Annotated in this window: 19 protein-coding genes; 12 read left to right on the top strand and 7 right to left on the bottom strand. The window is 69.0% G+C overall.

What is annotated here, in order from left to right; genetic code table 11:
• Positions 1–55: 55 nt before the first annotated feature.
• Positions 56–1660 (top strand): OpgD/OpgG family glucan biosynthesis protein, encoded by a 1605-nt coding sequence (locus tag N177_RS10370; protein ID WP_023432265.1) that lies wholly within the window; start codon positions 56–58, stop codon positions 1658–1660.
• 13 nt (positions 1661–1673) lie between these two features.
• On the opposite strand, the gene ggt is transcribed toward N177_RS10370, so the two are convergent.
• Positions 1674–3452 (bottom strand): gamma-glutamyltransferase, encoded by a 1779-nt coding sequence (ggt, locus tag N177_RS10365; RefSeq protein ID WP_023432264.1) that lies wholly within the window; start codon positions 3450–3452, stop codon positions 1674–1676.
• Between the two features lie 154 nt (positions 3453–3606).
• On the opposite strand from ggt, the gene N177_RS10360 reads away from it, so the two are divergent.
• The 4 genes from N177_RS10360 (at position 3607) to N177_RS10345 (ending at position 7423) form a co-directional block, all read left to right on the top strand.
• Positions 3607–4953, top strand: a complete 1347-nt coding sequence (locus tag N177_RS10360) for an aspartate aminotransferase family protein (RefSeq protein WP_023432263.1) — start codon at positions 3607–3609, stop codon at positions 4951–4953.
• Entirely contained in the window at positions 4950–5783 is an 834-nt protein-coding gene (locus tag N177_RS10355) for a beta-keto acid cleavage family enzyme (RefSeq protein WP_023432262.1), read from the top strand. The genes N177_RS10360 and N177_RS10355 overlap by 4 nt, the downstream gene beginning before the upstream one ends.
• A gap of 74 nt (positions 5784–5857) precedes the next feature.
• Entirely contained in the window at positions 5858–6508 is a 651-nt protein-coding gene (locus N177_RS10350) for a DUF1007 family protein (protein ID WP_023432261.1), read from the top strand.
• Between the two features lie 246 nt (positions 6509–6754).
• Positions 6755–7423 carry a haloacid dehalogenase type II gene (locus tag N177_RS10345; protein ID WP_023432260.1) on the top strand — a complete coding sequence of 223 codons (669 nt, stop codon included), beginning with the start codon at positions 6755–6757 and terminating at the stop codon, positions 7421–7423.
• 15 nt (positions 7424–7438) lie between these two features.
• Here N177_RS10345 and N177_RS20595 read toward each other — a convergent pair whose 3' ends face one another.
• Positions 7439–7861 carry a hypothetical protein gene (locus N177_RS20595; RefSeq protein ID WP_023432259.1) on the bottom strand — a complete coding sequence of 141 codons (423 nt, stop codon included), beginning with the start codon at positions 7859–7861 and terminating at the stop codon, positions 7439–7441.
• A gap of 81 nt (positions 7862–7942) precedes the next feature.
• On the bottom strand, positions 7943–8710 hold the full coding sequence (locus tag N177_RS10335; RefSeq protein ID WP_040485558.1) for a gamma-glutamyl-gamma-aminobutyrate hydrolase family protein: 768 nt from the start codon (positions 8708–8710) through the stop codon (positions 7943–7945).
• Between the two features lie 314 nt (positions 8711–9024).
• On the opposite strand from N177_RS10335, the gene N177_RS10330 reads away from it, so the two are divergent.
• Positions 9025–10122, top strand: a complete 1098-nt coding sequence (locus N177_RS10330) for a TRAP transporter substrate-binding protein (RefSeq protein ID WP_023432257.1) — start codon at positions 9025–9027, stop codon at positions 10120–10122.
• 102 nt (positions 10123–10224) lie between these two features.
• On the opposite strand, the gene N177_RS10325 is transcribed toward N177_RS10330, so the two are convergent.
• Together N177_RS10325 and N177_RS10320 are read right to left on the bottom strand one after the other, a co-directional pair.
• Complete coding sequence (locus N177_RS10325; RefSeq protein WP_023432256.1) at positions 10225–11616, bottom strand: TRAP transporter large permease; 1392 nt, start codon at positions 11614–11616, stop codon at positions 10225–10227.
• A 4-nt stretch (positions 11617–11620) separates the two neighbouring features.
• A complete protein-coding gene (locus tag N177_RS10320) occupies positions 11621–12166 on the bottom strand; it encodes a TRAP transporter small permease subunit (protein WP_023432255.1) in 546 nt (181 codons plus the stop codon).
• A 258-nt stretch (positions 12167–12424) separates the two neighbouring features.
• Here N177_RS10320 and N177_RS10315 point away from each other — a divergent pair, with 258 nt between their 5' ends.
• The 4 genes from N177_RS10315 (at position 12425) to N177_RS10300 (ending at position 15866) form a co-directional block, all read left to right on the top strand.
• The gene (locus N177_RS10315) at positions 12425–12943 is read left to right on the top strand and encodes a TRAP transporter small permease subunit (protein ID WP_023432254.1); all 519 of its coding nucleotides are present in this window, start codon (positions 12425–12427) and stop codon (positions 12941–12943) included.
• Between the two features lie 26 nt (positions 12944–12969).
• Complete coding sequence (locus tag N177_RS10310; RefSeq protein ID WP_040485597.1) at positions 12970–14496, top strand: TRAP transporter large permease; 1527 nt, start codon at positions 12970–12972, stop codon at positions 14494–14496.
• 84 nt (positions 14497–14580) lie between these two features.
• Complete coding sequence (locus N177_RS10305) at positions 14581–14769, top strand: DUF3008 family protein (protein WP_023432252.1); 189 nt, start codon at positions 14581–14583, stop codon at positions 14767–14769.
• A gap of 68 nt (positions 14770–14837) precedes the next feature.
• Entirely contained in the window at positions 14838–15866 is a 1029-nt protein-coding gene (locus tag N177_RS10300) for an agmatine deiminase family protein (RefSeq protein WP_023432251.1), read from the top strand.
• Positions 15867–15923: 57 nt separating this feature from the next.
• Here N177_RS10300 and N177_RS10295 read toward each other — a convergent pair whose 3' ends face one another.
• Positions 15924–17042 carry a PA0069 family radical SAM protein gene (locus N177_RS10295; protein WP_023432250.1) on the bottom strand — a complete coding sequence of 373 codons (1119 nt, stop codon included), beginning with the start codon at positions 17040–17042 and terminating at the stop codon, positions 15924–15926.
• A gap of 99 nt (positions 17043–17141) precedes the next feature.
• Here N177_RS10295 and N177_RS10290 point away from each other — a divergent pair, with 99 nt between their 5' ends.
• Positions 17142–17834 carry a TIGR04283 family arsenosugar biosynthesis glycosyltransferase gene (locus N177_RS10290; RefSeq protein WP_023432249.1) on the top strand — a complete coding sequence of 231 codons (693 nt, stop codon included), beginning with the start codon at positions 17142–17144 and terminating at the stop codon, positions 17832–17834.
• Between the two features lie 2 nt (positions 17835–17836).
• Positions 17837–18427: a TIGR04282 family arsenosugar biosynthesis glycosyltransferase gene (locus tag N177_RS10285; protein ID WP_244444265.1), complete on the top strand. Its 591-nt coding sequence runs from the start codon at positions 17837–17839 to the stop codon at positions 18425–18427.
• Between the two features lie 10 nt (positions 18428–18437).
• Here the strand turns inward: N177_RS10285 and N177_RS10280 are convergent, their stop codons facing one another.
• Positions 18438–19307, bottom strand: coding sequence for an MBL fold metallo-hydrolase (locus N177_RS10280; RefSeq protein WP_023432247.1), 870 nt, complete (start codon positions 19305–19307; stop codon positions 18438–18440).
• Between the last annotated feature and the right edge of the window lie 166 nt (positions 19308–19473).

Raw genomic sequence — 19473 nt, 5'->3', positions numbered from 1 at the left:
GACATAGATCGCCTCCAGGGTCTCGCGCATTCTTCATCTCTTCCGGGGGCAAACGGTGGATGTGAACGACGGAAACGGCGTCACGAGGCGCCGCGTCATGCAGACGGGCGGCGCGCTCGCGGCGCTCTTGTTCGGGGGCGGTCTCGATCGTGCTCTCGCTGAAGGTCTCGTCAGGTTCGGCGAGGCCCGCCCGTTCTCCTTCGAGGGGCTGAAGCAGACGGCCGAGGCGCTCGCCGGCGCGCCCTACTCGAAGCCCCTCGTGCGTGCGGCGGACGTGCTCGAGACGATCGACTACGACGCCCACAACAGGATCGGTTTCGATCCGGATGCGACGCTCTGGGGCGAGGATCCGGCCAGCCCGGCGGTTCGCTTCTTCCATCTCGGCCGCTACTTCAAGAATCCGGTGAATGTCAGCGTCGTCGGGCCGGACGGCAGCGCGCGGGAGCTTCTCTACAGCGCGGATCTCTTCACGCGACCTCTCGACAGCCCGTCCCGTAGGCTGCCCGACGACATAGGCTTCGCGGGGCTGCGGGTGATGGATCCCGGCCAGAAGGACGACTGGCTCGCCTTCCTCGGCGCGTCCTACTGGCGGACCTCCGGCCCCTTCGGCCAGTTCGGGCTGTCGACGCGCGGCCTTGCCGTCGACACTGCGATTCCGAACGGAAGCGAGGAGTTTCCCCGCTTCACGAGCTTCTGGCTCGAGGCGACGGGAGAGAACAGCCTCGTGATCCATGCCCTGATGGACAGCGAGAGCGTGGCCGGCGCCTACCGGATCGAGAGCGAGAAGCGCGAGGACGGCATCGTCCAGGAGGTGGAGGCCGCGCTCTACATGCGCGAGGCCGTCGAGCGGCTGGGCATCGCGCCGCTCACCTCGATGTACTGGTACGGCGAGAACAGCCGGCATCTGGCGTCCGACTGGCGCCCGGAGATCCACGATTCCGACGGGCTCGAGATCTGGAGCGGAAACGGCGAGAGGATCTTCCGACCGCTCAACAACCCGCCCCACGTCATGGTCAACAGCTTCATGGTGACGGGCCCGAAAGGCTTCGGCCTCATGCAGCGGGACCGCGACTTCGAGAACTACCAGGACGATGGCGTGTTCTACGAGAAGCGCGCGAGCCTGTGGGTCGAGCCGCTCGGCGACTGGAGCGAAGGCTGTGTCGATCTCGTGGAGCTGCCGACGGACGACGAGATCCACGACAACATCGTCGCCTTCTGGACGCCCTCGGAGCCGACAGCGCCCGGCCGGGCGATGACCATGCGCTACCGGCTGAGCTGGGTCGCGGACAATCCGCATCCGGCCGAGGTCGCCACGCTGGCGAGCCTGCGGATCGGGCGCGGCGGCGTGCCGGGCCAGCCAAGGCCGGAGGGCGTGGCGAAGTTCGCTCTCGATTTCCGGGGGGAGAAGCTCAAGCGCCTGTCCCGCGAGAGCGGGGTGGCGGCCAAGATCGAGGCGAGCCGAGGCGAGATCGGCCTCGTCAGCGCCTATCCCGTGGTGGGCACGGACGAATGGCGGCTGCTCTTCGACCTCGACGCACAGGGAGAGGAGCCGGTCGACCTGCGCGTCTACCTCCTGCACGAGGGCGACGCGCTGACGGAGACGGTGCTCTACCAGTTCTTCCCCGAGACCTTCCTCGAGAAGATGGCGGCCATGCCCTGAGGCGGCCGGCAGGTCAGTCGCCTGCCGCCTCGCCCTCCCGGCGAGGGTCAGCGCCTCCCTCGAGCCTTCCGTCCCGGAGTGCGATGATGTGGAGCCCGCTCGTCATCTCGGCGAGCGTGACCTCGTGGCCGAACGGCTCGATCTGCGCGCGCCACCGCTCCGCGCCGGGCATCCGCTCGATCTCGAACGGCCCGTTGCGGCTGCCGAAATTGAAGAGGGCGGCCGCCTGCTGCGGATCCATCCCCCAGTCGACGAGCGCGATCACCGCCTTCACGACATAGGGAATGATGCGGCTGCCGCCCGGGGAACCCATAACGAAGACGGGGCGACCATCGGGCCCGAGCACGATCGTCGGCGCCATGGAGGAGCGGGGCCGCTTGCCGGCCTCGACCCGGTTCGCGACGGGGCGGCCGTCCTCATCGTCGGGAGCGAAGGAGAAGTCCGTCAGCTCGTTGTTCAGGAGAAAGCCGCGCGCCATGAGGCGCGAGCCGAAGCCGGATTCGATCGTCGTCGTCATGGAGACGACGTTTCCGTCCGCATCGACGACGGAGATGTGGCTCGTGCTGGGCGCCTCCTTCGTGCCGTCGGTGCCGGGAGATCTCCGGCTGCCGGGCGGGGTGCCGGCCTCGGCCCTGCCCATCGACTGGTAGCGTTCGATCAGCCCGGAGCGCTCCCCGAGGTAGCGGGGGTCGAGGAGGCCGTCCGGCACGTCGACGAAGTCAGGGTCGGCGATGTAGCGGTCGCGATCGGCGAAGGCGAGCTTCTCCGCCTCGGCGACGAGGTGCATGGCGCGCGGCGTCGGCTCGGTGCCGAGGTCGAAGCGTTCAAGCATCGCCAGCGTCATGCCGACCGTGTGGGCGCCGGAGGAGGGCGGGCCCATGCCGCAGACCTCGTGGCCGCGATAGGGCGCGCAGACCGGCTCGCGCTCGACCACCTCGTAGGCCGCCATGTCGGCGGCCGAGAGATCGCCGGGATTGCGCCACGCCTCCCGAACCGCCGCGGCGACGTCGCCTGCGATCTCGCCGTCATAGAAGGCCGAGGGCCCCTCGGCTGCGATACGCTCGAGCGTATCGGCGTAGGCGTCGTTCGTGAGCACGTGGCCGAGCGGCCAGGCTTCGCCGTCAGCGTCATAGAAATAGGCGCGGGCGGCGGGGGAGAATGCCTCGGGGTCGTCGTCCCGCAGAAGCGCGGCGAGCCTCGGCGACACGCCGAAGCCCTCGCGGGCGAGACGGATCGCCGGCTCGAAGAGGTCGGCCCACGGGAGGACGCCGTGGCGGTCGTGCACGGCGGCGACCATCGCGAGCATGCCGGGCACACCGACGGAGAGGCCGCCTGGCACCATCTCCGGCCAGCGAGCGGGGCTGCCGTCCGCGCCCAGGAAGCGCTCCGGCGTGGCGGCGGCCGGCGCCGTCTCGCGCCCGTCCCAGGCGGTCAGCTCGCCATTCTCCGCGTCGTGGTGGATAAGGAACGCACCCCCGCCGAGCCCGGAGGATTGCGGCTCGACGAGGCCGAGAACCATCTGCGCCGCGATGGCGGCGTCGACGGCGCTGCCGCCCTTCCTCAGCATCTCCCGTCCGGCACGGGCGGCGAGCGGGTGCGCGGCGACGACCATGTGCCGCTCGGCGAGCGCCGGCTCCGCCGCCTGGAGCGTCGGCGGCTCCGGCGCGGCACGGCTCGCCTGGGCGTGGACCGGCTGGGGCAGGGCGAGGCACAGCCATGCGAGGCACAGGGTGAGGGCCTTGATGGGCCGGCTCGCCGGCGCGTCGGGCTCCCGGGCCGACAAATGGTGCATTTGATCTCGCTCCTTCCGTCGACATGGGCTTTGCGCTACTGGTGCGAAGCGGCGCCGGATGGCCCGGCTGCGGGGCAGTCTAGAGGCATTCGCAACCAGATGGCGAGGCGTGCGCCGCACGTCATCCACCGACCCGAGAGGGAACGAGACGATCATGACCGACCGCCGAAGCCACGTCTTCTATCGCGACCTGAAGACGGAGTACCCCCTGGCCGTGGCGGGCGAGGGCGTCTGGATCGTCGATTCGGAAGGCCGGCGGTACCTCGACGCGTCCGGCGGTGCGGCGGTCTCGTGTCTCGGCCATTGCCATCCCCGCATCGTCAAGGCGATCCGCGACCAGGCGGGGAAGCTCGAGTTCGCCCACACCGCCTTCTTCACGAGCGAGCCCGCGGAGGAGCTGGCGGAGCGCCTCGTCCGCGCGGCGCCGGACGGCTTCACGCGCGTCTACTTCGTCTCGGGCGGGTCGGAGGCGAACGAGGCGGCACTGAAGCTCGCGCGCCAGGTTCACGTCGAACGTGGCGAAAGCCACCGCATCTACGCGATCTCGAGGCTCCAGTCCTACCACGGCAACACGATCGGGGCCCTGTCGCTCGGCGGAAACCCGGCGCGGCGTGCGCTCTTCGAACCACTGCTCGGCCTTCCGGTCGCCCATGTCGACCCCTGCTACGCCTACCGCCACCAAGGGGCGCACGAGAGCGAGGAGGATTACGGCGTCCGCGCGGCGCGGTCGCTCGAGGAGAAGATCCTGGAGCTCGGTCCCGAGAACGTGTCCTGCTTCTTCGCCGAGACGGTGGTCGGCGCGACGGCCGGCGCGGTGCCGCCGGCACCCGGCTACTTCCGCGAGATCCGGCGGATCTGCGACCGCTACGGCGTCCTGATGGTGCTCGACGAGGTGATGTGCGGCATGGGCCGAACCGGCACGCTCTTCGCCTGCGAGCAGGAGGACGTGGTCCCCGACATCATCACCGTGGCGAAGGGGCTCGGCGCCGGACACCAGTCGATCGGCGCGGTGCTCGCGCGGTTTCCGCTGGTCGACGCGATCGAGAGGAACGGCGTCTTCCAGCACGGCCACACCTATATCGGCCACGCGATCGCCTGCGCGGCCGCGCTCGAGGTGCAGCGGGTGATCGAAGACGAGGGGCTGCTGGAGCGCGTGTCCGAGGCCGGCGAGACCTTCGCGCGCCGGCTCGAGTCAGCATTCGGCCAGAACCCCCATGTCGGCGACATCCGGGGGCGCGGCTATTTTCGGGCGATCGAGCTCGTCGCGGACAGAGAGTCGAAGCAGCCGTTCCCGCGCAAGGCCGGTCTCGCCGCCAAGATCAAGGCACGCGCGATGGCGGCGGGTCTCGTCTGCTATCCCGGCAACGGGACAGCCGACGGCGAGCACGGCGACCACGTGCTCCTCGCACCACCCTTCATCGCGAGCGACGAGGAGCTCGACACGATCGTCGAGTTTCTGGCCGGAGCCGTCGAGGGCGCTCTCGGAGAGGTGGCGGCATGAACCGATACCCGACCTACATCATGGCCGCTCCGAACGGGGCACGGCGGACCAAGCGCGACCACCCGAACCTGCCGATCACGATCCCGGAGCTCGTCGAGGAGGCCGTGCGCTGCCTCGAGGCGGGCGCCTGCGCCCTGCACGTCCACGTCCGGGACGCCGACGGCGGACACATCCTCGATGCCGGGCTCTACCGCGAGGCGTTAGCCGCCATCCGGGCCGAGGTCGGCAGCGACCTCGTGCTGCAGGCGACGACGGAGGCCGTGGGCCGTTACGGCGCGGCCGAGCAGATCGCCCTCGTTCGCGAGCTGAAGCCCGAAGCCGTCTCGGTGGCGCTTCGCGAGATCTATCCCGAAGGCAGCGATCCCGCGCCGGTGTCGGACATCTTCAACTTCATGTCCGACGAAGCGATCTGGCCACAGCTCATCCTGTACGATGCGGACGACGTGCGTCGCTTCGCGACGCTTCGGCACGGGGACCTGTTCCGCCAACGTCGTTCGTCGGTCCTGCTCGTGCTCGGACGCTACGCGACGAACCAGATGGCCGATCCCGCGGAGCTCGAGGTCATGCTCGACGCGCTGGAGCCGGCCCGCGACGGCGTCGAATGGTGCGTCTGTGCGTTCGGTCCCGCCGAGAACGAGGTCGCGCGGGCCGTGTTCGCCAAGGGGGGGCACATGCGCGTCGGCTTCGAGAACAATCTCGAGACGGCCTCCGGCGAGCGGGCGGAGCACACGGCCGACCTCGTGCGGGCAGCCGTCGCGGAAGCGAAGGCCGCCGGCCGCTCGCCGATGACCGCCACCCATCTCCGGCGGGCGATCGCCCTCTGGCGCTGAAGCGCCAGGATGCCGCCTTTCAATCGCCGGCATCTTGCGTAGGCTCACCGCGAACGCAGGAGCGGCGAATCGGCATGAGACGGCTTCTTTGGGGGCTCACGATCACGGGGGCGGCGTTGGCCGCGCAAGAGGCGCGGGCGCATCCGCATGTCTGGGTGACGACGCAGTCGGAACTCGTCTTCAAGAACGGCGTCCTCGCGGCCGTCCGCCACGAATGGACCTTCGACGAGTATTTCAGCGCCTATGCCGCGCAGGGGCTCGACGCGAACGGTGACGGCGTGCTGTCGCGGGAAGAGCTCGAACCTCTGGCGAAGGTGAACGTGGAGTCGCTGAGCGACTTCGAGTTCTTCACCTTTCTCAAGGTCGGCGAGTATCCGGCCGCCTTCCAGGAGCCGCAGGACTACTGGCTCGAGGAGAAGGGCGACCAACTCGTCCTCCACTTCACCCTGCCGATCGAGAAGCCGATGCTCGTCGGCGATCGGAGGACTTCGCTCGAGATCTACGACCCGACCTTCTTCGTCGACTTCACGCTGGCGGAGACGGAGAGCGTCGTGATGGCCGGTGCGCCGGACGGCTGCCGCCTCGACATCGAGCGGGCGAGCGGCTTCGCGCCGGGCATCGCCGCGCGGCTCGCCGAGCTTCCTGTCGACATGCGCGACATCCCCGACGACCTCTTCGAGATGACGTCAGGCAACGCGAACCGCGCCCTCGTCACCTGCAACTAGGTCAGTCCCCGTCCAGATCGGTCCATCTGGACGGGGACTGCTCCAAATTCGGATCGTGAGCCATTTCTTTCGATCAGGTGCAGCCCACCTGATCGGAAAAGGCTCCAGGGCGACGGGTTCTCGGGGCCGGGCAGCCTGCGCCGGGCTCGCATCCGTACCTTCACGAAGCTGGACATCGGGTCGAGGGGCCAGCAGAGTCTTCTGCAAGAAAAGCGGAGACGACCGGGAGGGGGAGCGGACTGCGGCATGATCGATAACATCAAGGCCTGCGTGTTCGACGCCTATGGCACCCTGTTCGACGTTCATTCTCCCGTCGCGCGATCGGCCGAGAGCCTTGGGGAGAAAGCCGATCCGCTTTCCAGGCTCTGGCGGGAAAAGCAGCTGCAGTACACGTGGCTGAGGTCGCTCATGGGGCTCCATGCCGACTTCTGGCAGATCACCGGCGATGCGCTCGACTACGCCATGAATGTGACCGGTGCCGATCGCGCGATGCGCGACCGGTTGCTCGAAGCCTATCTCACGCCCGACGCCTACGGCGACGCCCTGCCGGCGCTCCGGGCGTTGAAGGAGAAGGGCAAGACCACCGCGATCCTCTCGAACGGCTCGCCGCGAATGCTCGAATCCGCGACCCGCACGGCCGGCCTCTGCGACAGCCTCGATGCCGTGCTCTCGATCGAGGAGGTCGGGGTCTACAAGCCGCATCCGAAGGTCTATCGGCTGGCCTGCGACAGGCTGGGGTGCGAGCCGGCGGAGATCTGCTTCGTCTCGATGAACCCGTGGGATGCGAGCGGCGCTGCCGCCTTCGGCCTGCGCGTCGCGCGCATCAATCGCTTCGATCAGCCGGGAGACGTGCTGCCCGGTGAGATCGCCGCCGTCATCTACACGCTCGAGGAACTGCCGGACCTCGTCGCCTGAGGCCCGGCCGCCTCGTCAGGCATGGATCGCCTCGAGGTCCTCGAAGGTCCCGGCGTTCGGGCAGTAGGCCCGGTAGGCGCGGGCGGCCTCGCCGCGGGAGAGATTGCGACGGCAGAGGCGGCGGGCGGTGCATGCCATGCAGACGCGCTCGATGTCCCGCATCACCGCAGGCTGGGCAGCCGTCAGCTCACAGCGATCGAGCCCGACCACCTCCATCAGGGAGCCTGCGAGGTCCTCGTTCGCGAAAGGCTGGTCGAGACAGCTCACGCCCTGGTTCGGCGGCAGGCCGATGTCGCGGAAGAGCCTTTCCGTTTCCTCGCGACCGAGGTCGGAGAAGGTCAGGCGCTCCGTCTCCCGCTCCCACGCGTCGCGCAGTGAACCGGCGGCCGTGCGGCCGACCCCGCGCACCCAAGTCCCGATCTTCGTCTGCGTCCTCATGAGCCGTTCTCCCTTGCGGTGCAAATCACGCTACCGCAAGGGAGAAGCGGGCGAATTGCGCTGGCTCAAATTGGCCTCTGCTCAGGCCACGGCGCGCGCCGGGGCGTCGCCCCGCAGCGCCGCCCCGTAGGCACGGAAGATGCGCTGGCTCATGGGCTCGCTGCCGGCCCAGTATTCGGGGTGCCACTGCACGCCGAGGGCGAAGCTCCGCGCGCCCTCCACCGACACGGCTTCGATCGTGCCGTCCTCGGCGGTCGCTTCGACGGCGAGGCCTTCCGCCAACCGGTCGATCGCCTGCCGGTGGAGCGAATTGACGCGGAAGGGCTCGACGCCGACGATGCCGGCCAGGATCCCGCCGGGCACCGCCCGCACCTCGTGGCGCAAGGCGAAGCGCTCGTCCTGCGTCGGCAGGTCCGGCGCGCGATGGTCGTCGCGACCCGCGATCTCCTGGATCTCCGTCGCGATCGAGCCGCCGAGCGCGACATTCAGCTCCTGCATGCCGCGGCAGATGGCGAGGAGCGGCAGGCCGCGGTCGATCGCCGAGCGGATGAGCGGCAGGGTGGTGGCATCACGGTCCTCGTCGAACGGCCCGTGCCGCTCGGTCGGCTCGACGCCGTAATGCGCGGGATGCACGTTCGACTTCGAGCCGGTGAGCATCACGCCGTCGACCCTGTCGAGAACGGCTTCGACCTCGAGTGCCTCGCCGAGCGCCGGCACGATGAACGGCACGGTGCCCGCGACCCTGGCGACGGCGTCGACATACGGCGTCGCCGCCACGTGCCAGCGATAGTTGTCGAAAATTCGGATGTCGGCCGGCACCGCGATCACCGGCAGTTTTTCCTTGGGCACGTCTTGCGCACTCTCTCTGAAGGGGCCGCGTCTGAAGGTCGCTGCGCCGGCCGGCCACTGCGGCGCCCGGGTCGATCGGGCAAATATGGTCGTGCCGACCGCATGGTCGCAAGGGTGCCGGCCCGATCGGGCAATCTTCCTTCGCCGTCGCCCGCAATGCCGAGACAAGTCGAAGCGTCGGCTTGTGCATTTCGCGACGAGGCCTGTATACCTCCGGCCAATCCGCCGCTTGAGACGGCGGCCGGGCAGCACCGGGGATGACCGGAGCAGGCCCTCATCCAACGCTTTACGGTCCCCCGGGAGGACAGGTTTCCATGGATCGCCGTTCGTTTCTGAAGAATGCCGGGCTGGCGGGTGGCGTCGCCGCCGCCTCGACGCTCGCCTCGCCCGCCATCTCCCAGAACCGCCAGGAGTGGCGGATGGTCACGACGTGGCCGAAGAACTTCCCCGGCCTGGGCGTCGGCGCGCAGCGCATGGCCGACCGCATCACCGCAGCCTCCGACGGCCGCCTCACCGTCCGGCTCTTCTCGGCGGGCGAGCTCGTGCCCGCGTTGCAGTCGCTCGATGCCGTGATCGACGGCTCGGCCGAGATGAGCCACGGCGCGGCCTATTACTGGCAGAACAAGAATGTCGGCCTGAACTTCTTCACTGGCGTGCCCTACGGCATGACCGCGGGCGAGCTGTCGGCGTGGGTGCGTCACCTGGGCGGCCAGGAGATCTGGGACGAGATCTACGCCCAGTTCGGCCTGAAGGGCTTCCTGTCGGGCAACACGGGCACGCAGGCCGGCGGCTGGTTCCGCAGCGAGCTCAACAGCGTCGCCGACATCCAGGGCCTGCGCTTCCGCACGCCGGGCCTCGGCGGCCGGGTCTGGGAGAAGATGGGGGCGACGGTGACGAACCTCGCCGCGGGCGAGATCTTCCAGGCTCTCCAGTCGGGCACGCTCGACGCGGCGGAGTTCGTCGGTCCCTACAACGACCTCGCGCTCGGCTTCTACCAGATCGCGAAGAACTACTACTTCCCGAGCTTCATCGAGCCGGGCCTCGCGACCGAGCTCGTCGTCGACAAGGCGAAGTACGAGGCGCTGCCGACGGACCTGCAGGAGATCGTCCGCTCGGTCGCCCAAGCCGAGTACGAGATGGTGTGGTCGGACTTCACGGCGAACGACCCGCGCGCGCTGCAGACGCTCGTGAACGACCACGGCGTCAAGGTTCTCGCATTCCCCGAGGACATCATGGAGGCCGGCGCCAAGGCGTCGATGGAGATCTTCGAGGAGCTGCGTGCGTCGGACGACCCGCTGACGAAGAAGGTCGCCGAGAGCTTCGTCGAGGGACTGGCCCTGGTCCGGCAGAAGACGTCGGATGCGGACGAGCCGTTCCTGCGGGCCCGCGAGAAATACTTCCAGCTCTCCTGACGGGCGGCAGCCTCGAGACGCGAAAAGGCCCGGGCTGAAGCTCGGGCCTTTTTCGTTCTAGGTTCGTGATGCCGCCCCGCGGTGCCGAACCGGGGCGGCGGTTCACCCGTAAAGCTGCGCCGGCAGCCAGGTCGCGAGCTCGGGGAACAGGAAGAGAAGGACGATTGCCGTGACCTGCAGCGCCACGAAGGGCATGACGCCACGATAGATGTCGGCCGTCTTGAGCGAGGCCGGTGCGACACCCCGGAGATAGAAGAGGGCGAATCCGAAGGGCGGCGTCAGGAACGAGGTCTGCAGGTTCAGGCCGACCATCACGCCGAGCCACACCGGGCTAACGCCGAGGTCGAGCAGGATCGGCGCGGTGATCGGGATGACGATGAAGATGATCTCGAACGTGTCGAGGATGAAGCCGAGCACGAACATCACGAGCATGACGACGATCACGGCGCCGACGACGCCGCCCGGCATCTCGCTCAGGACGTCGTGGACGAGCGCGTCGCCGCCGAGCATGCGGAAGACGATCGAGAAGACGGACGCGCCGAGCAGGATGACGAAGACCATCGAGGTGATGGTCGCGGTGCCGATCGCCACTTCGTGCAGGATGCGGAAGGTCAGGCGGCCGCGGAGGAGTGCGAGGAGGGTCGCGCCGACAGCCCCGACGGAGGCGGATTCCGTGGGGGTCGCGATGCCGCCGATGATCGAGCCGAGGACGGCGATGATCAAGAGGAGCGGCGGCAGCAGGGCGACCGGGATGTCCCTGAGGAGCGAGCTCTGCTCCTCGTCCGACACCTGGACGGACGGTGCCGTCTCGGGCTGCAGCATGGCCTTCACGAGCAGGAAGACGATGTAGACGCCGACGAGCGCGAGGCTCGGCAGGAGGGCGCCGGCGAAGAGGTCGCCGACCGACACCGGCGTGGGCGCGAAGTTGCCCTTCGCCATCTGCACCTGCGCGTTGATGCCGGACAGCATGTCGCCCATGAAGATGAGGACGGTGGAGGGCGGCACGATCTGGCCGAGCGTGCCGGAGGAGCAGATGATGCCGCAGGCGAGCTTCGGGTCGTAGCCGGCGCGCGTCATCGCCGGCAGGCTGATGAGGCCCATCGTCACCACGGTCGCGCCGACGATGCCGGTCGAGGCGGCGAGCAGCGCCCCCACGATGATGACGGACAGCCCGAGCCCGCCGCGCATCGGGCCGAACAGGCGCCCCATCGTGACGAGCAACTGCTCGGCGATCCGCGACCGCTCGAGCATCACGCCCATGAAGATGAAGAGCGGCACCGCGACGAGGACCTCGTTCGTCATGAAGCCGGTGTAGCGCGAGGCGAGCCCGCCGAGATTGGAGAAGTCGAAGGTCCCGAGCAGCCAGCCGACGAGGCCGAAGAGAAGGGAGGTGCCGGCCAGCGTGAAGGCCACCGGGAAGCCCAGCATCAAGACGCCGATGATGACGAAGAACATGGAGCCGGCGAGGATCTCGCCGGTGAGCGAGGCACTCATCCGTTCAGTCCTGATAGTGGAAGCGCGGGGGCAGGAGGTCTTCCCGGCCGGCGAGCACGATGATCGAGCGCATCGCCATCGCGAGGCCCTGCAGCGCGACCAGGACGGCGAAGACGATGATGAAGCTCTTGACGACGTAGAGACCGGTCATGCCGCCCGGATTGACCGAGCCCTCGCCGTAGCGCCACGACCTGGCGACGAACTCCCACCCGAAATACGCGATGACGAAGGTGAATGGGAGGAGAAAGACGAGGGTGCCGAAGAGGTCGACGATCGCCCGCCGCCGCGGGCTCGCCGCGCGGTAGAAGATGTCGACCCGCACGTGGTCGTTGCGCAACAGCGCGAAGCCGGCCACCGCCATGAACATCACGCCGTTCAGCCAGACATAGAGGTCCTGCATCCACACGAAGCTCGTGGAGAAGACATAGCGCTGAACCACGACGGTGAAGCAGACGGCGACGATCGCCACGGAAAGCCAGGCGAAGACGTTGCCGATGACGAGGTTGATGCCGCTGATCAACCGGACGAGTGAGGCGAGGACGCGCAGCATGAGGCGGGTGTTCCTGGCGGAGATCGCGGGACCCCGCCGTCGGTTTGTTCGGCCGCCGGGGCAAGTGCCGCCTCGCCCGGCCGTAGCTGATAGGTGTTTCCCCAGTCGGGCGCCTTCGCCGCAAGCGGCGCCGCCTCTTTGACTTGCGGTGGATCGTTAGCAGCTTTGCCCACGGCCGCCAAGAAAGCTTGTGTCGCAACGCGGGCCTTGCGACAAGCGCCGCTGCCGCGAGGCAACAGGAGATGGAGACGGTTTCCGGTGGAGCGGCTCGCGAAGGCCATCGACCGCCTGAACACGCGCGTGGGACGCGCCGTGGCGTGGCTCGCGCTCCTGATGGTGCTGCTCGAGTTCACGGTCGTGATCTCCCGCTACGTCTTCGGCGTCACCTCGATCGCGATGCAGGAGGCGGTGGTCCATATGCACGCCTCGCTCTTCATGCTCGCCGCCGCCTGGACGCTGCGCGCCGACGCGCATGTGCGGGTCGACATCTTCTATCGGGGCGCAACTCCGCGGGCCAAGGCGACGGTCGACCTCCTGGGATCGATGCTTCTGCTCCTGCCGACCTGTGCGCTCATCCTCTGGGTCGCCACGCCTTACGTCGCGCAGGCCTGGGCGGTGCGCGAGGGTTCGCGGGAGACCTCCGGTCTCGGCGGCGTCTACCTTCTGAAGACCGTCATTCTGATCTTCGCGGCACAGCTTGCGCTTCAGGCGGCCTCGATGGCCTTCCGCGCCGTCCGCGTGCTTGCCGGGGCGACCGCCGGGGAGACGGAGCGTTGAGCGGGCTCGCCCAGTGGCTCGATCTCATGATGTTCGCGGCCGCCTGCCTCTGTCTCATGGCCGGGTTTCCCGTCGCCTTCACGCTGGCAGGCACAGCTCTCGCTTTCGCGGCGCTCGGCCATGTCCTCGGCGTCTTCGACATCGCCTTCCTGCGCGCCCTGCCGCAGCGCATCTACGGCACGATGACGAACGAGGTGCTGGTCGCCGTGCCTCTCTTCGTGTTCATGGGCGTGATGCTCGAGAGGTCGCGCGTGGCGGAGGACCTGCTGGAGGCCCTTGCGACCCGGTTCGGCAAGTTGCGCGGAGGGCTCGGGCTGGCCGTCACCGTGGTGGGAGCGCTTCTTGCCGCCTCGACCGGCGTGGTCGGAGCCACGGTCGTCACCATGGGCCTGCTGGCGTTGCCCGCCATGCTGAGACACGGCTATTCCCCCTCGCTCGCCGCCGGCTCGATCGCGGCGGCCGGCACGCTGGGGCAGATCATCCCGCCCTCGATCGTCCTCGTCATCCTCGCCGACCAGCTCTCGAACGCCTATCAGAAGGCGCAGCTCGACATGGGGCTCTTCCGGCCGGAGACGCTGTCCGTCGGGGACCTCTTCGCCGGAGCGCTGGTGCCGGGCCTCCTGCTCGTTGGCCTCTATCTCGCCTATCAGCTTCTCGCCTCGGCGCGCGTCCCGCGTCCCGCGCCTTCGGCACCGTCCGCCGACCGCGCGGACCTGCGGCAGGTCGCCGAGGCGCTCGTGCCGCCGCTCGTCCTGATCGTGGCGGTTCTCGGCTCGATCCTCGTGGGCGTCGCGACGCCCACCGAGGCGGCGTCGGTTGGCGCGGTCGGCGCGATCCTGCTCGCGGGGCGCCGGATCGGCGGCGGGCGCCGCGCCTCGACCGTCGCAGGTGGTTGTCTCGTGGCGGTGCTCGGACTGGCCGCCGTGACGGACCTGCGCGGGGGCGGCAGCGCGGTCATGGCGGCCGTTGCGCTCGTCCTGTGCGCCGTGCTCGCCGGCGGGCTCGTCCTCGTCCTGTGGCGGCTCCACCGCACGCAGGTGCTGCGGGCGGTCGTCGGGGCCACGGCGCAGGTGACGTCGATGATCTTCGTGATCCTGATCGGCGCCACGCTCTTCAGCCTCGTGTTCCGCGGGCTCGGCGGGGAGGATCTGGTCGAGGCGGCGCTTGCCGCCATGCCGGGCGGCACGTTCGGCGCGCTCTTCGCGGTGATGGCGCTGATGTTCCTCCTGGGCTTCTTCCTCGACTTCCTCGAGATCGTCTTCGTCGTCGTGCCGCTCGTCGCGCCGGCGCTTCTCAGGATGGAGATCGGCGGCGAGCCCGTGAGCCCGGTCTGGCTCGGCGTGCTCATGGCGGTGAACCTGCAGACCTCGTTCCTCACGCCGCCCTTCGGTGTCGCGCTCTTCTATCTCCGAGGCGTCGCTCCGGTGGAGGTGACGACGGGGGCGATCTATCGCGGCATCGTGCCGTTCGTCGCCCTGCAGGTCCTGGCGCTCTTCGTGCTCTGCCTCTTCCCCGGCCTCGCGACGTGGCTGCCCCGCATGATCTACGGCTGAGCCTGCGGGAGCGGCCGGCGGCGGGGAACGTCGCCCTCGGCGAAGCCGTTTTCGTCGGACAGGTGCAGACAGATGGAGAGAACCATGCCTGCGAAGTCCAAGGCGCAGCAGAAGGCCGCCGGCGCGGCCCTGTCCGCCAAGCGCGGCGACACGAAGGTCTCCGACCTCCAGGGCGCCTCGAAGAGCATGTACGAGTCGATGAGCGAGAAGAAGCTCGACGAGATGGCTTCGACGAAGCGCAAGGGCAAGCCTGAGCACGACTCGAAGGACTGACGTCGGCGCAGGGGCTTGCAAGTCGCTCCTCCCGCGGCGACAGTCCGCCGCCGCGAGGAGGAGCCGAAATGTCGAACGGGCGCTGGACGATGCCGCCGGAGTGGTCCCCCCACGACGGCACGTGGATGGCTTGGCCGGTGAGCGACTACGTGCTCGTCGGCACCGGCGGCGCGGACGGCGCCTATCGCGCCTGGGCCGGCGTCGCCAATGCCATCGCCCGGTTCGAGCGACTGACCATGATGGTGCCGCCGGGGCAGGTGGAGACGGCGCGAGGCTATCTCGATGATGCCATCGAGATCGTGGAGCACCCGATCGGCGAGAGCTGGATGCGGGACTTCGGGCCGACATTCGTCGTCTCTTCCGACGGAGCGCTCGGCGCGGTCGACTGGCAGTTCAACGGCTGGGGCGGCCGGACTTTCCCGGAGGGCGCGATGGACGCGCTCGTGGCGCGCGAGATCGCGCGGCGCTCGGGCGCCGAGCGCATTCCATCGAAGCTCGTGAACGAAGGCGGCGGCATTCATGTCGACGGGGAGGGCACGGTGCTCGTGACGGAGAGCGTGCAGCTCAACCCGAACCGGAACCCGAGCTGGACGCGCGAGGAGGTCGAGGCCGAGCTTCACCTGCGGCTGGGCACGCGGAAGGCGATCTGGCTGCCGCGCGGGCTCGTCGCCGACACGGACGAGACGGGCACGGACGGTCACATTGACACACTCGCCTGTTTCGCCGCCCCCGGCGTCGTCCTGGCCCACCGGGAGCCCGACCCGCAGCACCCCGATTTCGCGACCTGCGACGAGAACATCCGCATCCTGAAGGCCGCGACCGACGCGGAGGGCCGCTCGCTCGAGGTCATCGAGCTTCCCGCACCGTCGCCGAAGAGGGACGTGAACGGGAACCCGCTGTCGCTGACCTACGTGAACTTCTCCTTCGTGAATGGCGGCATCGTGATGTGCGCCTTCGAGGATCCGCGCGACGCGGAGGTGGCGGAGCTCTTCGGGCGGCTCTTCCCCGACCGCGAAATCGTGCCGGTGACGGCGACCCGCATCTTCGAGGGCGGTGGCGGCGTCCACTGCATCACGCAGCACCAGCCGAGGGCGTGACGGCCCCGAAGCCCGGCAGGCACCGAGGGCAGCCCGGCGGCCGGGACCGCGCCGACTTCAGAACAGACGCAGCTGCCCGCCCTTCGGGACGGGCGGCTCGAAGAGGTCCGTTCGCAGGGGAAACCGGCTCTCGTTGAGGCCGTTGCGCCTGGCTGCGAGCTCGAAGCGGCGCCCGATCGTCCAGGCGATCGGGCCGGAGCCACGCATCCGCGTGCCCCATTCGGCGTCGTAGTCCTTTCCGCCGCGCATCTGCCGGACGAGCGACATCACTCGCTCCGCACGGTCCGGCACGTTCTCGCGGAGCCATTCCTGGAAGAGGTCGCGGATCTCGAGCGGCAGACGCAGCATCACGTAGCCCGCGCCCACCGCGCCCGCGCCGGCTGCCGCCGCGAGGATCGCCTCGATTTCGGGATCGTTCAGCGCGGGGATCACGGGAGCGACCATGACGCTCGTCGGAATGCCGGCCTCGGCGAGCCGCATGATCGTCTCGAGCCGTCGCGGCGGCGTCGCGGCCCGAGGCTCGAGCGCTCGGGCGAGCTTCCGGTCGAGCGTCGTCACCGAGAGGGCGACCTTTGCGAGGCCCTTTCCCGCCATGCGCGAGAGGATGTCGATATCCCGCGTCACGAGCGCCGATTTCGTCACGATGCCGACGGGATGGTTCGCCCGCTCGAGCACCTCGAGGATCTGCCGCGTGATGCGGTGCTCGCGCTCGATCGGCTGATAGGGATCGGTGTTCGTGCCGATGGCGATCGTCTTGCACTCGTAGCCGGGCGCCGCGAGCTCCTTCTCCAGGAGTTCGGCAGCGTTCGGCTTCGCGAACAGGCGTGTTTCGAAATCGAGGCCGGGCGACATGCCCATATAGGCGTGGGTGGGCCTCGCGAAGCAGTAGGCGCAGCCGTGCTCGCAGCCGCGATAGGCGTTGATCGACCTGTCGAAGGAGATGTCGGGGGACTGGTTCCTCGTGATGATCTTCTTCGGCGTCTCGAGCGTTACCTCCGTCCGGACCGGAGGGAGCTCTTCCACCGTGCCCCAGCCGTCCTCGAAGATTGCCCGGGTCAGCGCCTCGTAGCGCCCCGAGCGGTTCGTCGCCGTGCCGCGGCCGCGCCGCCTGTCCGGAGCGATCGCATCCGGAAGAAGGGGCTCCTCGGACCGCCTCTTGCTGATCACGCTTGCCATGGCCTCAACCTATCTTCGCCATAAGAACAAAGCAAGAACATTAACGGTTCCGCAGGATGCTTAATTGTTGGTGAACGCTCGGGGGCGTATAAGCGGTGCATGCTGAGCGTCGTGGTGCCGACCCTGAACAGCGAGCGCGGGCTGACCCGCACCCTCACGGCCCTCGTCGTCGCGGCCGCGGAAGGCGTCGTGTCGCAGGTGGTCGTGGTCGACGGCGGATCGACCGACCGCACGATCGAGATCGCCGAGGGGTTCGGCTGCGACGTCGTGCAAGGTCCGCGCGGGAGAGGGACGCAGCTGGCGCTGGGGGCGCGGGCGGCCAGGCACCCGTGGCTGATGTTCCTCCACTCCGACACCGTTCTCGAGGAAGGCTGGCACCGGGACGTGGCCGGCTTCGTCGAAAGGCAGGATGCGAAGGAGGAGACGCGCCGCTTCGCCGGAGCCTTCCGCTTCGCGCTCGACGATGACCGACGGGCCGCGCGGGCGCTCGAGGCTCTCGTCGCCATGCGCTGCTTCCTGCTCGCTCTGCCTTACGGCGACCAGGGCCTCGTCATCTCGGCGAGGCACTATGCGCGGATCGGCGGCTTCCGCGAGATGCCGCTGATGGAGGACGTCGATCTCGTCCGCCGCATCGGCCGGCGGAGACTGACGATCCTGAGGCCGCGCGCGGTCACCAGCGCCGAGCGCTATCGTCGCGACGGCTATCTCGCCCGCGCGGGACGGAATCTCTTCTGTCTCAGCCTTTTCTATCTGCGCGTGCCGCCGCGCCTGATCGCCCGCCTCTACGGGTGAACGTGGAGCGGCCAACTCTGGTCGTGATGGCGAAGCTCCCCGTCGCCGGTGCCGTGAAGTCGCGGCTGGCGGCCGAGGTGGGAGTGGCCGAGGCGACGCGCTTCTACCGCACGACGCTCCGGCGCACGCTGATGCGGCTCTCGCCCGACAGGCGCTGGCGGACGGTGCTGGCCGTTGCGCCCGACAGGTCCGCCCGGTGGGCGTGGCCATGCGGCGTGCCGGCATGTCCGCAAGGGCGGGGCGATCTCGGCCGGCGCATGCAGCGCATCATGGACGCGATTCCGCCGGGCCCCGTGGTGATCGTCGGAAGCGACATACCCGGCATCCGGCCGCGGCACATCGCCTCCGCCTTCCGGCTGCTCGGCCGGAGCGACGCCGTGTTCGGCCCGGCCGAGGATGGCGGATACTGGCTGGTGGGCCTCAGGCGCCGGCCGCGCGTGCCGCAGATCTTCGACTCCGTCCGCTGGTCGAGCGACCACGCCCTCGCCGACACGCTCGCGAACTGCCAGGGACTCTCGGTCGGTTTCGCCGCCACCCTGCCGGACGTCGACACGGCTGCCGGGTGGCGCGCGTGGCGGCGGCTGGAGGGCTGAGGGGACGCCCTCAGAGGTTCATCTGATAGCTCGCCGCGACCCATCGATAGCCACCGGCCGCACGCTCGACGAAGCCGACCGACGGGAACGGCATGTGGTAGCCGATCGCGGGGATGCGGTCGGTCGCCACCATGTCGAGCACCCGCTTGCGCGTCTGGACCGCCTGCTCCTTGTCGAAGTCGAACGCGACGTGCCAGTCGGGCCTCGCGAGGGAGGCGACATAGTGGTTCGACACGTCGACGAAGTGCAGGAGCTGCCGGCCGCCGCTCTCGAGCATGAAGATCGTGTGCCCCGGCGTGTGTCCCGGCGCGGCCATCGCCGTGATGCCCGGTGCGACGGTGTCGCCGTCCTTCAGGAACGTCGTGCGGTCGCGCAGGGGCACGACGTTCGACTGGAACATCTGCGCGTTGTCGCCGCGCCCCGCCTGGGCCGGCCTGTCGGACGTCCAGAAGTCCCATTCCGTCTCGGCGATCGCGTATCGGGCGTTCGGGAAGGAGGGGCGGCCTTCCGTCATGATGCCGCTGATATGGTCGCCGTGGCCGTGGGTGACGACGACGAGGCTCACGTCCTCGGGCGCAAGGCCGAGATGGGCGAGACGCGCCTGCAGGTGCCCGGCCGTGGGATTGCTCCCGGGCGAGAAGCCGGTGTCGAAGACGACGACCTCGCCGCCCGTCTCGACCACCACCGGCACGAAATGGTTCTCGTAGCGGCCGTTCGGCAGGAAGTTCTGCCGAAGGAGATCGGCCATCTCCTCCTCGCTCGCATTCGCGCCGAAGGTCGGCCGTGGACCGTCGCGATGGGCGTAGCCGTCGAGGACGGTCGCGACCGTCATCTCGCCGAGCTGAAACCTGTAGTGGTCCGGCCGCTTCGTCGCCTGCATCTGGGGGTGCTCCTGTCGTGTCCTCGCCCTTGCAGAGTCGTTTGTGGCCGGCCGGGCGTGCCGTGTCCACCGTGCGCTTCCTCGGCTGCTGCGGGATCGATTCAGCCCGTCCGGCATTGTGTCCCAATGATGACCGAGTGGTGGCGCCACTAGGACCGCTGCCTGA

It is taken from the genome of Lutibaculum baratangense AMV1, from assembly GCF_000496075.1.
GTDB lineage: Bacteria > Pseudomonadota > Alphaproteobacteria > Rhizobiales > Tepidamorphaceae > Lutibaculum > Lutibaculum baratangense.
This window is presented reverse-complemented; position numbering and strand designations above follow the sequence as displayed.